The organism is Bacillus sp. DC4300-2b2 (assembly GCF_049895685.1).
Classification (GTDB): Bacteria; Bacillota; Bacilli; order Bacillales; family Bacillaceae; genus Bacillus; species Bacillus safensis.
Window position 1 is genome coordinate 305,833 of sequence record NZ_JAFCSW010000003.1, and the last position, 12,693, is coordinate 318,525.

At 41.0% G+C, this 12,693-nt stretch carries 18 protein-coding genes; 1 reads left to right on the forward strand and 17 read right to left on the reverse strand.

Annotated features, from left to right (window positions below; all coding sequences use genetic code 11):
• Positions 1-10 precede the first annotated feature (10 nt).
• The 14 genes from spoIIAB to ACP69X_RS11540 all read right to left on the reverse strand — a co-directional run bounded on the left by spoIIAB (position 11) and on the right by ACP69X_RS11540 (position 10,701).
• Positions 11-451 carry an anti-sigma F factor gene (gene spoIIAB, locus ACP69X_RS11475; protein WP_024422865.1) on the reverse strand — a complete coding sequence of 147 codons (441 nt, stop codon included), beginning with the start codon at positions 449-451 and terminating at the stop codon, positions 11-13.
• Positions 448-801: an anti-sigma F factor antagonist gene (spoIIAA, locus tag ACP69X_RS11480; protein WP_024422866.1), complete on the reverse strand. Its 354-nt coding sequence runs from the start codon at positions 799-801 to the stop codon at positions 448-450. Before spoIIAA ends, spoIIAB begins: the two co-directional genes overlap by 4 nt.
• Positions 802-962: 161 nt before the next feature.
• Positions 963-2,117, reverse strand: coding sequence for a D-alanyl-D-alanine carboxypeptidase family protein (locus tag ACP69X_RS11485; RefSeq protein ID WP_370332956.1), 1,155 nt, complete (start codon positions 2,115-2,117; stop codon positions 963-965).
• A gap of 150 nt (positions 2,118-2,267) precedes the next feature.
• On the reverse strand, positions 2,268-3,080 hold the full coding sequence (locus ACP69X_RS11490) for a purine-nucleoside phosphorylase (RefSeq protein ID WP_041086007.1): 813 nt from the start codon (positions 3,078-3,080) through the stop codon (positions 2,268-2,270).
• Between the two features lie 11 nt (positions 3,081-3,091).
• Positions 3,092-4,276 carry a phosphopentomutase gene (deoB, locus tag ACP69X_RS11495; protein WP_024422869.1) on the reverse strand — a complete coding sequence of 395 codons (1,185 nt, stop codon included), beginning with the start codon at positions 4,274-4,276 and terminating at the stop codon, positions 3,092-3,094.
• Positions 4,277-4,429: 153 nt separating this feature from the next.
• A complete protein-coding gene (gene xerD / locus ACP69X_RS11500; RefSeq protein WP_039179686.1) occupies positions 4,430-5,320 on the reverse strand; it encodes a site-specific tyrosine recombinase XerD in 891 nt (296 codons plus the stop codon).
• A 6-nt stretch (positions 5,321-5,326) separates the two neighbouring features.
• A complete protein-coding gene (locus ACP69X_RS11505) occupies positions 5,327-5,554 on the reverse strand; it encodes a YqzK family protein (RefSeq protein ID WP_024428058.1) in 228 nt (75 codons plus the stop codon).
• A gap of 117 nt (positions 5,555-5,671) precedes the next feature.
• A complete protein-coding gene (gene fur / locus ACP69X_RS11510) occupies positions 5,672-6,124 on the reverse strand; it encodes a ferric iron uptake transcriptional regulator (RefSeq protein WP_003215577.1) in 453 nt (150 codons plus the stop codon).
• A gap of 110 nt (positions 6,125-6,234) precedes the next feature.
• Complete coding sequence (gene spoIIM / locus ACP69X_RS11515; protein WP_041086012.1) at positions 6,235-6,879, reverse strand: stage II sporulation protein M; 645 nt, start codon at positions 6,877-6,879, stop codon at positions 6,235-6,237.
• A 116-nt stretch (positions 6,880-6,995) separates the two neighbouring features.
• Positions 6,996-8,126, reverse strand: a complete 1,131-nt coding sequence (locus ACP69X_RS11520; protein WP_052468228.1) for a S8 family peptidase — start codon at positions 8,124-8,126, stop codon at positions 6,996-6,998.
• Positions 8,127-8,236: 110 nt separating this feature from the next.
• On the reverse strand, positions 8,237-8,458 hold the full coding sequence (locus ACP69X_RS11525) for a hypothetical protein (RefSeq protein WP_039179694.1): 222 nt from the start codon (positions 8,456-8,458) through the stop codon (positions 8,237-8,239).
• Positions 8,459-8,526: 68 nt separating this feature from the next.
• Positions 8,527-8,979: a GNAT family N-acetyltransferase gene (locus ACP69X_RS11530; protein WP_041086016.1), complete on the reverse strand. Its 453-nt coding sequence runs from the start codon at positions 8,977-8,979 to the stop codon at positions 8,527-8,529.
• Positions 8,966-10,147: a TIGR00375 family protein gene (locus tag ACP69X_RS11535; protein WP_075611593.1), complete on the reverse strand. Its 1,182-nt coding sequence runs from the start codon at positions 10,145-10,147 to the stop codon at positions 8,966-8,968. Before ACP69X_RS11535 ends, ACP69X_RS11530 begins: the two co-directional genes overlap by 14 nt.
• Positions 10,144-10,701 carry an NUDIX hydrolase gene (locus ACP69X_RS11540; RefSeq protein ID WP_081378157.1) on the reverse strand — a complete coding sequence of 186 codons (558 nt, stop codon included), beginning with the start codon at positions 10,699-10,701 and terminating at the stop codon, positions 10,144-10,146. Before ACP69X_RS11540 ends, ACP69X_RS11535 begins: the two co-directional genes overlap by 4 nt.
• Before the next feature lie 168 nt (positions 10,702-10,869).
• On the opposite strand from ACP69X_RS11540, the gene ACP69X_RS11545 reads away from it, so the two are divergent.
• Complete coding sequence (locus ACP69X_RS11545) at positions 10,870-11,790, forward strand: aldo/keto reductase (RefSeq protein ID WP_426052686.1); 921 nt, start codon at positions 10,870-10,872, stop codon at positions 11,788-11,790.
• Between the two features lie 113 nt (positions 11,791-11,903).
• Here the strand turns inward: ACP69X_RS11545 and ACP69X_RS11550 are convergent, their stop codons facing one another.
• From ACP69X_RS11550 to ACP69X_RS11560, 3 genes are all read right to left on the reverse strand, one after another.
• The gene (locus ACP69X_RS11550; RefSeq protein WP_231120193.1) at positions 11,904-12,011 is read right to left on the reverse strand and encodes an LCI fold-containing protein; all 108 of its coding nucleotides are present in this window, start codon (positions 12,009-12,011) and stop codon (positions 11,904-11,906) included.
• 44 nt (positions 12,012-12,055) lie between these two features.
• Positions 12,056-12,238, reverse strand: a complete 183-nt coding sequence (locus ACP69X_RS11555; protein ID WP_231120192.1) for a hypothetical protein — start codon at positions 12,236-12,238, stop codon at positions 12,056-12,058.
• Between the two features lie 203 nt (positions 12,239-12,441).
• Positions 12,442-12,666, reverse strand: a complete 225-nt coding sequence (locus ACP69X_RS11560) for a YqkE family protein (protein WP_039179706.1) — start codon at positions 12,664-12,666, stop codon at positions 12,442-12,444.
• Between the last annotated feature and the right edge of the window lie 27 nt (positions 12,667-12,693).

Below are 12,693 nucleotides of genomic sequence, written 5' to 3' on the forward strand. Positions count from 1 at the left end.
AGCAGCTCCTTTAATTACAAAGCGCTTTGCTTTTTGATAGATGCTTTGTTAAACGGATGGTCGTGCCCATTTCTGGAGATGAGTCCACCATGACATCATCCATAAAATTCTCCATGATGGTAAAGCCCATTCCAGAGCGCTCTAAGTCTGGTTTTGTTGTAAAAAGCGGCTGTCTTGCTTCCTCAAGATCGGTAATACCCATGCCTTCGTCACGGATGGTGAGGTAAACGACATGGTCATCTAATGTGACATGGATATGCACCTTGCCATCTGGATTCCCATCATAGCCATGGATGATCGAGTTTGTCACTGCCTCTGATACGACGGTCTTGATTTCTGTTAATTCATCTAAAGTCGGATCAAGCTGAGCGATAAACGCCGCGACTGTCACCCTCGCAAACGATTCATTTTGGCTTAATGCCGAAAAAGTCAGATTCATTTCATTTCTCATGACGCCACCCCCAATGTTTGCAAAGCCGTTTGCTCTGAAGGCTCCATACGAATGATTTTAAACAAACCAGACATATCAAATAACCGATTCACTGCTGGCGAGATGGCACAGACGACCATTTCTCCGCCAAGCTGCTTAATTTCTTTATATCTTCCCAAAATCACTCCGAGTCCAGAGCTGTCCATAAACGATAAATCAGCCAGATTCAGCACAATGTGGCGAATGTCCTCTGTTTCCAAATAATTCGTCACCTTTTGTCTCAATGTTTCTGCGGAGTGATGATCGAGCTCTCCTGTTAACCGAATGCAAAGTACGCTCTCTTTTACTTGAAAATCAATACCAAGGCTCATCTTTTTATTCCTCCTTGCTCTAATTTCGGATAAAGAGTGTTTCTCTTTTATATGAAGTAAATCCTTCACCATGACAAAACTAGTGACCATTCGTCACATTTAGATGTTCTTTTCTTTTTCCTCATAGCAAAAAGACTGCCCATTACAGCAGTCTTCTCCTTTTATTTCCATTTCACAAAATCAGCCATCGCTCGTTTGAAGAAAGTCCAAATGCCTGCCTTTTCCATTCCTTCTTTTGCTTCTACAGGGCTTTCATGTAGCACTTTTCCGTCTTTTTTCAAGACGATCGTACCAAGTTCCGTTCCTTTTGAAAATGGAGCCTTGACATCATGAGACAATTTGATTTCTTTTTTGATCTGATCCACATTTTCGCCTTTTTTCGTTAGAAGGGAGATCGGTTCAGAAGTAACGAGCTGAATATTTTTCTTTTTCCCTTTGCTTACTTTGACCTCCGCCACATCTTGCCCTCGTTTGTAAAGCGGATGAGTCGTATATTGACTAAATGCGTAGTCCAGCATTTTGACTACCTGAGCGTTTCTGTCTTTCGGGGTGCTTGCGCCGAAGACAACCGCAATGACGCGCATGTTACCTTTTTTAGCAGATGCAGTTAAACAGTATTTCGCTTCACCTGTAAAACCTGTTTTCACCCCATCAACACCTGGATAAAATTTAATCAGACGGTTTGTGTTTACAAGCCAGAATTTTTTATCTGTGTTTTGCCGTAGATAGTCTTCGTAGACACCTGTGAATTTGGTGATTTGTTCATATTTCAACAGCTCCTTTGCCATTATTGCCATATCGTGAGCTGTGCTGTAATGGTCTTTTTCAGGAAGTCCTGTTGGGTTTTGAAAGACTGTTGAGTTGAGACCAAGCTCTTTCGCCCTTTTGTTCATCTGCTCTACGAACTGTTCTTCAGATCCTGCAATATGCTCTGCCATGGCAACTGAAGCATCATTTCCTGACGCAATCGCAATGCCTTTCAGCATTTCTTTCACGGTCATTTCTTCTCCTGGTTCAAGGAAGATTTGCGACCCTCCCATGGACGCTGCATAGTCGCTCGTTCTGACCTTGTCTTTCATTTTCAGTTTACCTTGATCAATAGCTTCCATGATGAGAAGCATCGTCATGATTTTGGTCATACTTGCGGGTGCAAGCTTTTCATCGCTGTTTTTATTGTAAAGCACCTTTCCCGTGTCACGTTCTATTAAGATCGCTGATTTGGCTTCGTGTGCCAATTCTGATGTTTGTTTTTCTCCTGGTTTTTCAATCTTTTCTTTTGCTGTCGCTGATGGTGAAACCATTGAGATAAGGATCATTAAAATAAACAATGCACATATATGACGTTTCAAGTGGCAGACCTCCATAATCGTAATCCTTTCTATTTTTTCCTCATACAGGCTGTTTTATTCAGGATTGCAAATAAAAAAAGCCTTCTGCTTGGGTAGCAGAAGGCTTTTGGACACATGCTATGAGAGTTGTTTGACAATGTCTTTTACTAAATCAAGAAAACTTGCTTTCACTTTTTCCGTTACTTCGATCACTTCATCATGAGACAGCGGCTGATCCAAAATACCAGATGCCGCATTGGAAATGCATGAAATGCCAAGTACTTTGATTCCTGCATGACGCGCAACAATGACTTCTGGAACAGTCGACATTCCTACCGCATCTGCTCCAAGTGTTCTTAGGAAACGAACTTCAGCAGGTGTTTCATATGAAGGGCCTGTCATCCCTGCATAAACCCCTTGCTGTACAGAGATACCTATACGATGGGCTGTTTCTGCTGCAAGTGCCAGCAATTCTTTATCGTACGGTGCAGACATATCAGGGAAACGAACGCCTTGACTGTCATTTGGGCCAATTAATGGATTTGTTCCCATCATATTGATATGATCTGTGATCAGCATGAGATCTCCTGGACGGAATGACGTATTCACTCCGCCAGCTGCATTTGTGACAATGCATGTTTCAATACCAATTTCTTTCATCACACGGACAGGAAACGTCACTTGCTTCATATCATATCCTTCATAGAAATGAAAACGTCCTTGCATCGCGCAAACGACAGTGCCTTTCAGCGTTCCGATCACGAGCTGCCCTGCATGTCCCTCTACTGTTGAAACAGGGAATCCGGGAATATCTTCATATTTTATTTTGATTGGATTTTCAATCTCATCTGCTAAAATGCCAAGCCCTGATCCTAAAATCAATCCAACTGTTGGTACATATGTCGATGCTTGTTTAATGTATGCCGCCGCTTCTGAAAACTGTGCTCCCACGAGATTTCCCCCTATTTGAGTTTAGATAAAAAGCTTGTTCCGTATTTTGGCATCGCTATCTTGAAATTATCGGCAACGGTTGCCCCAAGATCAGCAAACGTTTTTGCTGTTGGCAGTTCATTTGCTTCCTGATGCTTTTTGCTGTAAGCAATGAGCGGAACGTATTCTCTTGTATGATCTGTTCCGTGATGAACCGGGTCATTTCCATGATCTGCTGTGATCACAAGAAGATCATCCTCTTTCAACAGGTCAAACACTTCAGGAAGACGTGCGTCAAATTCCTCTAATGCTTTTCCATAACCCTCTGGATCTCTTCTATGCCCATAAAGAGCGTCAAAATCAACAAGGTTTAAAAAGCTGAGTCCTGTAAAGTCTGTTTTTAGTGTATCGACCAGCTTGTCCATTCCATCCATGTTCGATTTCGTTCTAAGAGATGATGTGATCCCCTCGCCGTCATAAATATCAGAGATTTTTCCAATCGCAATGACATCGAGCCCATCATCTTTCAGTTCATTCATGACTGTACGGTCAAATGGTTTTAGCGCATAGTCATGACGGTTTGGCGTTCTAACAAAAGCACCGGGCTCTCCGACAAACGGACGAGCGATAATCCGTCCAACCATATATTTTTCATCTAATGTGAGTTCACGGGCAATTTCACAAATACGGTAAAGCTCATCTAATGGTACAACTTCTTCGTGCGCAGCAATTTGCAGCACAGAATCCGCAGAAGTGTAAACAATTAAATCGCCTGTTTTCATGTGCTCTTCGCCAAGCTCATCTAAAATTTCCGTACCAGACGCAGGTTTATTTCCAATAATACCTCGGCCTGTTTTTTCTTTTAGTTCATTTAATAGTTCATCTGGGAATCCTTCTGGAAAGACTTTGAACGGTGTGTCTATGTAAAGACCCATAATTTCCCAGTGTCCCGTCATTGTGTCTTTACCATTTGATGCTTCTTGCATTTTTCCATAATACGCAAGCGGTTTTTCATCCGCTGGAATTCCTTTGATTTCTTTAATATGACTCAGCCCAAGCTTCGCCATATTCGGCATATGAAGCCCGTTCATTTTTTCAGCAATATGTCCAAGTGTATCTGCACCTACATCATTAAAATCAGCAGCATCTGGTGCTTCCCCAATCCCTACTGAATCCATTACGACGAGGAAAATGCGTTTATACTGATAATCAGGCATTAAAAAGCGCCTCCTTCAATATTCTTGTCTTTTGACCTTACAAACAGTAAGAGGTCAGACATCTCAAGTATAAACCGTTTACAAGCCAGTTGACAACCATAAACGGTGTAAAGATGAAAAAGCATGACACCCGTTCACCGTGTCATGCTTTACTTATGCCCTTGGATGGAATTTGTGATACACATCTTTCAGTCTTGTTTTCGTCACATGTGTATAAATTTGTGTTGTTGAGATATCGGCATGTCCGAGCATCTCCTGTACAGCTCTTAAGTCCGCACCGTTTTCAAGCAGGTGTGTAGCAAATGAATGTCTGAGCGTATGAGGCGTCAGTTCCTTTTGAATCCCTGCTTCAATGGCTCGTTTTTTTAAGTTCTTCCAGAAGCCCTGCCGCGACATTTTTTTCCCGTGATGATTGAGAAATAGGGCATCTGACGGCTGTTTTTTTAACAGCTTGCTTCTTCCCTTTTCGATATATTCTTCAATTGCGCTTGCAGCAGCTTCACCGATTGGCACAATTCGTTCTTTTCTTCCTTTTCCAAAACAGCGGATAAAGCCCATTGTGAGGTGCACATCGGCAAGGGTCAGATCCAGCATTTCACTGACGCGAATACCTGTTGCATATAAGAGCTCAAGCATTGCTTTATCTCGGTAGTCAAAAGGAGTGTGCTGATTTGGTGTATCAAGCAGCTTTTCGACCTCCCCTAATGATAAAACTTTCGGTAATGTCCGCTCTGTTTTTTGCGTTTCAATGTTCCATGACGGGTCATCCGTTGTCACTTTTTCCCGAAGCAGAAATTGATGAAAGGAACGGATCGATGATAGATGCCGTACAGACGTTTTACTCGATTTCCCTTCCTCTTTTAGCTGCTTTAAATAATGAATGATATGCAGGCGCGTGACATCGCTAATATCCGTCAGCTGTTCATGTGTCATTAAAAAAGACAAGTAGTTCTGTAAATCTCTTTTATAAGAAACAATGGTATTTTCAGAGAGTCCTCTCTCTACGGTCATAAAATGAATAAAGTCGGATAATTGATCGTTCAATGATTTCTACTCCCCGTTTTGATAAAAATAAATCAATCGATCTTGCCAATTGTCTTGATTCGGCTGATCCATTTCCATCACTTTAATTGCTGCACCCTCTGGTTTATCATAACGATGGTAGCTTTCATATTCTGAATTTATCCATATCATAGCATAATAGAACAGGACGGTAAAACCTGTGAACAAGATAAATACTTTGATCACTTCGCCTGTTGTTTTGAGCCATTTTCGCATGATCTTCAAGTCCTTTCTCACCTTCTCATTACTTCAGCATATGCCAGGTAGGACAAGGAATATACAGCGAAAATGCAAAAAACCTCTTCATCTTAAATGAAAAGGTTCCAATTCGGATTATTTGCCGGATTCATCATCATGACACCGGTGGCAAATACCATGGAATGTCAATCTATGATCCTTAATTTTAAATTTCCAGTCACGTTCAATAATCTCTTCGACATCTTCTAATAAATCATCTTCTATCTCATCGACTGTTCCGCATTCCATGCAGACAAGATGGTGATGGAAGTGAGCGGCTCCTTCTTTGCGAAGATCATAACGCGAAACGCCGTCTCCAAAGTTAATTTTATCAACAACTTTCAATTCAGTGAGCAATTCTAACGTCCGATAAACAGTAGCAAGACCAATTTCAGGAGACTTCTCTTTTACGAGGAGGTATACATCTTCTGCACTTAAATGGTCTTCTTCATTCTCAAGCAGTACTCTTACTGTGGCTTCACGCTGTGGCGTGAGCTTGTAGCTGGAAGAATGAAGCTGTTTCTTAATTCGATCAATCCTATTTTCCATTGACTTTCCCTCCTACGCCACATTACTTGATCATTATATCAAATGATGTGCTGAGAGCCAACTATAATCATTTTAAATTGATAAATAAATTGATTATTAATTAATAACAATTATAAAAGAATGCCTGCAAGCTTTTTCATCAGCATGAATGATATGTACGATTCAAAAAAGGACGAAAGTGCAGCAAGCGCTAAAATCATCAGCAGAACCGATGCATACCGGCCAAACCACTGGACGGGTGCTTGACTGATGGTTTTTTTCATGAAGAGCTGTCCAATGAGACGGATGGAAAATGCAATGGCACAGGTGCCAATCACTAAATAGGCTGGAATGAGCAAAATGTTTTGCGGAAGCACCGATACAAACGAGAGAAAAAATCCACTCAGCCCCATTTGATTCACGAGAAAACCAACAGTAAATCCAACAACAATTCCTTTTAAAAAGATCATAAGAAAGATAAGAGGCAGACCAACGATGGATATTCCCAGTATCCACATAAGGCCTAAATATTTCATATGATGCAGGAAGCTTTGTAAAAACATTTCTTTTGATTCTGCTGCTTTCTCATTCGTCAGCTGACCAAAAAATTGATTTAAATAATAGAATAAATCCTCTTTCTGGCTGAATGTCATGCTATTGACAATGATGGCCCCGAAGATCACACCCATTAAAAAGAGTACAGAGACAAATAAATAAATCGAGAGATGATCTTTTACGTGCTGAAGAAGATGCTCCTTCCAAGACTTTTTCCGCATGTGTCTTCCTCCCAAATAGTAAGGTTACTAGATTCTATGAGAGAGATTACGAAACATGACAGTTTTATTGAAAGAAAAAAGAGAAAGCAGCCTGCTCACTGCTTTCTCTTTTTCATTTATCGTGCGGCTTTTTGTACGTTCACAAGCCCGGCACCGTAATAAAAAGGTTCTCCAAGTTTTGTCGCCGTTTTTGACAGCCTCTCACGCACTTCATCGTTTGTCAGATTCGGATGTTTTGATAGAATGACAGCCGCAGCGCCCGTTACATGCGGTGATGCCATTGACGTTCCGCTCATGTAGTCATATTCGTTATGAGGAAGGGTGCTCAGCGTTGAAACGCCTGGTGCTGAGATTTCCAGTTCTTCGCCAACAGAGGAATCAAAAGCTCTTTGTTTTTTTTGGTCAACAGAGGCAACAGCCATCACGGAGCTGTATTTAGCCGGATAGTCAATCGTATTGAGAGAGCCATAACTTCCTTCATTCCCTGCAGAAGCCACAATGAGAATCCCTTTATCATACGCTCGATCTACCGCTTCTTTCAGCGCCTCAGATTCACTTGCTCCCCCCATACTGATATTGATGACATCCATGTCATTCTCAATGGCCCATTCAATCCCTTTTATGATCCAGCTATAGTAGCCGTCACCATTTTCATCTGCCACCTTGACAGCATAGATAGAGGCTTTTGGCGCAACACCAACGACACCTACCTTATTATCTAAAGCGGCAATTGTCCCTGCCACATGCGTCCCATGTTTATGCGGATCTACAAGCGGATCTGACTCTGCCGGTACAAAGCTCACCCCGCCGGTGACATGTAAATCCTCATGTTTTCCGTCGATACCGCTGTCAAGAACTGCTACTTTGACATTCTGTCCAGCGTATCCTTGTTTATGTACCTTTTGTGCTTTGATGCTTTTGATGCCATATGGAACAGTTTGACTGCTTGTTTTTGCTTTTTGGTCTTCCTCAATGAAGGTCACTTCTTTTGCTTCATTCAGTTTCTTTTTTGATGTCTCATTCAACGACACTTTCATCATATCTATTTGCTCTATGGATTCTTTCACATGCCCGCCAGCTTCTTCTACAAGCTGTTTTTGTATTTTGTCTTGAACGGAAGAAGAAAAGCCGATCATGTACTCTTTTTTTACTTGCTCCTTTGCAGAAATATCTGACGTGCCAAACATGACCGATGCCACAAGCACACTTGCCATACAAAGCCCTGCTCCAAATGACTTGACGTTCATGATACCCACTCTCCCTTTCGTTTCTTTTTGTCATTTAACTACATTTTTAGACAAAAAGAAACGACCGTTTGTCCTATTTTTTAAATTTTTCCATTTATTTGATCTAGTTGTCACAAAAAAGCAAAATAAAAATGCTTATGATCCTCTTGATAGTGATCATAAGCATTTCGTCCTTTATGTTTTTTCATCATGTGCTGCAAGACTTCTTGTTTTGTTTTTGTCTTCCTTTCGTGTGTGCTAAAATGCGGCATGTTTCCTCTCGACAGTTCTGGATTTCGGCTGTGCTGTCTTTGGATATGCTCTCGTTTTTTCTTTGCTTTGCTTTTTCCCATTAGGCAAAACCCCTTTCGTTGACGTTATGATACACGATGTTACATAAAAAAGATAGACGTAAATACGTCTATCTTTCTGTTTTTACCATATCAAGATGCGGAATCCCATCTTCATCATAAACATCTGAGACGGCCTTGAAACCAAATGATTCGTAAAATGACTTCAGGTAGGCCTGCGCCTGTATTTTGACACTTGTTTCACCTAGTTCACTAAGCTTTTCCAAAGCCTTGATGAGTAGCATCTTTCCATACCCTTTTTTCCGGCCGGCCTGCGTCACAAGAACGCGGCCGATGGACGCCTCTTTGTACACGATCCCGTTTTGAAAAATTCGGCAATAAGCCACAATGGTGCCGTTCTCTTTTGCGATGAGATGAATTGCTTCTTGGTCCCTGTGATCAATTTCAGGATAAGGGCATGTTTGTTCTACAACAAACACGTTGACTCTTTCCATTAGAATCAAGTAAAGATCCTCTTTTGACAATTGTTCAAACGTTTGACATGTCCATTTAATGTGACTCATGATTGATATCCACCTTACCGTACACTCCGCCTCCACCAGCGATTAGTTCGACTTCACCCTTTCTTGCTTTGATGATGTAGCCCGCTGTCTTTTCTGGCAGAACGGCTTTTAGTTCTTGTTCTGTTGCTTGATGCAGAATATTCATCTCTGTGTGAAACACGGCTTTTAGCTTCTCCAGCGTTTTGGGCCCAACTCCCGGAATAAACTGAAGCGGAAGCTGATGAACATAAGGAGGTCTCGTTCTTTTTTCACTTTCTTGGTCAGCAAGCTCTTTTAAACGCTCACTTACTCCTTTTGTCATCCGGGTATGTCCGCATACGTGGCACCCTTCTTGATCTGGTGCGTGAGGTCTTCCCCCGCATTTCTCGCAGGTCGTATGATAATACTTGCCAAGCCGCGGAGCAAGTCCATAATTTCCTGTGACAGCTCTGCCATCTTTTTCTTCAAGGGCTAGCTTGAATTCGGCAAAAGAGGCATGATCCATTCTGATTTTTGTATATTCTCGCGCGATTTTCCCTAAAGAATGAGCATCTGAATTCGTTAAAAAGGGATACCGGTTCAGCTCACTCAGCTGGGACGCCATAGACGTATCACAGCTAAGACCAAGCTCAACAGCATCAATAAGTTCCGGATCAAATACTTCCGTTAAAGAAGTGTTGACCCCTTTGCCGTATAGACTTTTATGCGGCGTAAAAATATGAGCAGGAATAAACAATCCTCCTAGCTCCTTAACCTTGCGCTGAAGTGTTTTCCCATCAACATAGAGGCGCTGTGAACTCAAATGCACATTTTTCATATGAAGCGAAAGCCATGCGGAGAACTCAGACATTTTGTGTAGTGTGGGCATAAATGCCAGCACATGAATCGGTCCCTTTGAATGATCATCATTGATTTCTAATTCACTGCCTAAAAGCAGCACTGTCGGTCCAAATGATAGACCGCCGTCATTTAGTTCCGTGTACCGGCCTTCCTCTACACCCTCTATTAGCTCTTCTAAGACTTCTGGAGATTGTGCATCTATCACACCAATCATCCCCATCCCTTTACTTTCTGCTGCTTCAATGAGAATTTGGTCAATTGTCAATGACCTTGCACCTGTAATTTTGACAGCTCTGCCTGTTCTTGTTCTGCCAATATGAATATGGATGTCTGCAAAAAATTCCTTCATTTTGTTGACTCAAGTACCTCTTGCAGTTGTAAGTATTGAATGGCATAGGCTGTTTTTGCATCGTAAATATGCTGATCTTCAATGAGGTGCAAGGCTTCTTCTAATGAAACTTCCATTACTTCGACAAATTCATCTTCATCCAGCTCTCTTTTTTCTTCAAGCGGAGCTAGCTGATCTGCTAGATAAATGTGAACAATTTCATCTGCAAAACCAGGTGATGTATAAAAGGCCGTCAGCTTTTGAAGCTGCTGAGTTGTATATCCTGTTTCTTCTTCTAATTCTCTTAATGCTGTATGTGCCGGCTCTTCCCCTTTTTCTAGTTTTCCAGCCGGAATTTCAACGATGGCTCTCTCTAGTGCTTTACGGTATTGTTTGACCAAGATGATTTTATTTTCGTCTGTACGTGCAATGACAGCTACTGCACCAGGATGTTTAATGATTTCGCGTTTGCCTTGTTTTCCGTTAGGCAATTCTACATCTTCAAGTACCAAATCAATGATTTTTCCGTTGTATAATTCTTTCGACGATAATGTTTTTTCTTCAAAGTCCTTCAATTTTGTCAGCTCCTCGTTCTACTTTCACTTTTTACTTCATTTATTTTAACATAGATGATTTAAGAGAAGCGAAAAGCGAAACGCTTGCTTCAATGCGCCATTTGAAATCACCTAGCTTGAATTCCTGATTTTTTTCACTTACTGTGAAAGAATAGGAGTGTGATGGAATTGAAAAAAAGACGTATTGGCACCTCAGATCTTTTAGTGAGCGAGGCGGCACTAGGATGCATGTCTCTTGGGACTGATAAAGAAAAAGCGCTCTCTTTATTAGATGAGGCCATTGATCTCGGAATTAACTATTTGGATACAGCCGATTTATATGATTTTGGGACAAATGAGGAAATTGTTGGGGAAGCCATTAAAAACAGACGGCAGGATTTGATTTTGGCGACAAAAGGCGGCAACCGCTTTGAAAAAGGCAAACCAGGCTGGGACTGGGACCCTTCAAAGGCGTACATAAAGGAAGCCGTAAAACAAAGCCTCAAGCGGCTTCAAACAGATTATATTGATTTATATCAATTGCATGGAGGCACGATTGATGACCCCATTGATGAAACCATTGAGGCTTTTGAAGAATTAGTAGAGGAAGGCGTTATTCGCTATTATGGCATTTCATCTATCCGCCCAAATGTCATTAAAGAATATGCCAAAAAGTCCAATATCGTAAGCGTGATGATGCAATATAGCTTACTCGACCGCCGCCCGGAAGAATGGTTCTCTCTTCTTGAAGAACAAAGCATTAGCGTCGTCGCAAGAGGTCCTTTAGCGAAAGGATTATTAACTGAAAAGCCACTTTCTCAAGCAAGTGCAGCGATTCAAAAAAACGGCTATCTTCAATATTCATTTGAAGAGCTCCAGCAGATCATTACTTCTTTAAAGAAAGTCGCTTATGACCTGTCCCTCACCGAACTGTCCATTCAATATGTACTGAAACATTCTGCGGTCAGTTCCGTTGTATTTGGCGCGAGCTCGGTGGATCAGTTAAAAGAAAACATAGCAGCAGCAAATGCACGTTCTTTAAGTGACCAAGAAGTCAAAGCAGTAACTTACTATACAAAACCGTTTGTGTATGAAGCGCACCGATCCTAATAAGAAAAAATCACATCATTTGATCTCGTCAAAATGTAGAAAAACTCATGTTTTTCTACATTTTTTATGTTTTTCTCTATATAAAATAAGGAGGGGCTTAAAGCCCCGTTGTCTTATCTTGCACTTTCGTAATATGCATAATTTCCAGATTTGCCTTTAAGATAAAATGTGATACCAAAACGACTGAAACTATTTGCAAAAGAACCATTATCTGAATACATACATAATCGATTACTTGCACCTTTAAAAGGAGCTACAGAACAATCTACAATTGAAGTAGCCTTTGTGCAAGAGTTTGTCCAGAAACAGGTAAAAGCAATCCTAAAGATAAAGCGACTCCAGCCATTGTTTTTCTCAATTTCACGTGAATCATCCTCATTACCAATTTTTGTAATTCATCTTCATTATAAGGAGAATGACTCTCTACCAAAAGGGGTTTAATGGTCATATTTTCGATACACCTTTTTACTTCTATTTCAAACATAAGTTATGGAATTTCGTTTCGTTTGACTGTAAAAATCATACTGTCACGATTCTAAAATGAAGTGATATGAAGGGGGCAAAAATGCTTTTCTCTTTATGGACCTATGTTTATTCTGTGGATCTATCTCAAGATGATCACATGAAAAAAGGAGCATCATTGCTCCCTTTTTAGCTTTTATACTTTCTCCAGTCTAAATGGCTTTCATCTAGCAGCTCTGAAAAGCTTTTGTTTTTTTCTTTTTCTTTCTGCTGCCGAAGGAGGTCTTGTCGTTTTTGTTCTTCTCTTTTTTCTGTTTCGACGGCGAGGTTCTGTTTCATTTGAAGAAGCTGCTGTTTGACATCGTCCTTTATGCCGTCCTTTAATTTCGCTTGATCCTGCTTGGTCTTTTTCATTGTGCCTCTCTCCTTTTGACTTAGTGT

Coding starts and splice junctions, on each gene's coding strand:
- spoIIAA (WP_024422866.1), bottom strand. CDS start 801: ATGAGCCTTGGTATTGATTTTCAAGTAAAAGAGAGCGTACTTTGCATT.
- ACP69X_RS11520 (WP_052468228.1), bottom strand. CDS start 8,126: ATGAACGTCAAGTCATTTGGAGCAGGGCTTTGTATGGCAAGTGTGCTT.
- ACP69X_RS11560 (WP_039179706.1), bottom strand. CDS start 12,666: ATGAAAAAGACCAAGCAGGATCAAGCGAAATTAAAGGACGGCATAAAG.
- fur (WP_003215577.1), bottom strand. CDS start 6,124: ATGGAAAATAGGATTGATCGAATTAAGAAACAGCTTCATTCTTCCAGC.
- ACP69X_RS11530 (WP_041086016.1), bottom strand. CDS start 8,979: ATGAGTCACATTAAATGGACATGTCAAACGTTTGAACAATTGTCAAAA.
- ACP69X_RS11485 (WP_370332956.1), bottom strand. CDS start 2,117: ATGATCCTTATCTCAATGGTTTCACCATCAGCGACAGCAAAAGAAAAG.
- spoIIAB (WP_024422865.1), bottom strand. CDS start 451: ATGAGAAATGAAATGAATCTGACTTTTTCGGCATTAAGCCAAAATGAA.
- spoIIM (WP_041086012.1), bottom strand. CDS start 6,879: ATGCGGAAAAAGTCTTGGAAGGAGCATCTTCTTCAGCACGTAAAAGAT.
- ACP69X_RS11535 (WP_075611593.1), bottom strand. CDS start 10,147: ATGAAGGAATTTTTTGCAGACATCCATATTCATATTGGCAGAACAAGA.
- ACP69X_RS11505 (WP_024428058.1), bottom strand. CDS start 5,554: ATGCGAAAATGGCTCAAAACAACAGGCGAAGTGATCAAAGTATTTATC.
- ACP69X_RS11525 (WP_039179694.1), bottom strand. CDS start 8,458: ATGGGAAAAAGCAAAGCAAAGAAAAAACGAGAGCATATCCAAAGACAG.
- ACP69X_RS11550 (WP_231120193.1), bottom strand. CDS start 12,011: ATGTATTCAGATAATGGTTCTTTTGCAAATAGTTTCAGTCGTTTTGGT.
- deoB (WP_024422869.1), bottom strand. CDS start 4,276: ATGCCTGATTATCAGTATAAACGCATTTTCCTCGTCGTAATGGATTCA.
- ACP69X_RS11555 (WP_231120192.1), bottom strand. CDS start 12,238: ATGACCATTAAACCCCTTTTGGTAGAGAGTCATTCTCCTTATAATGAA.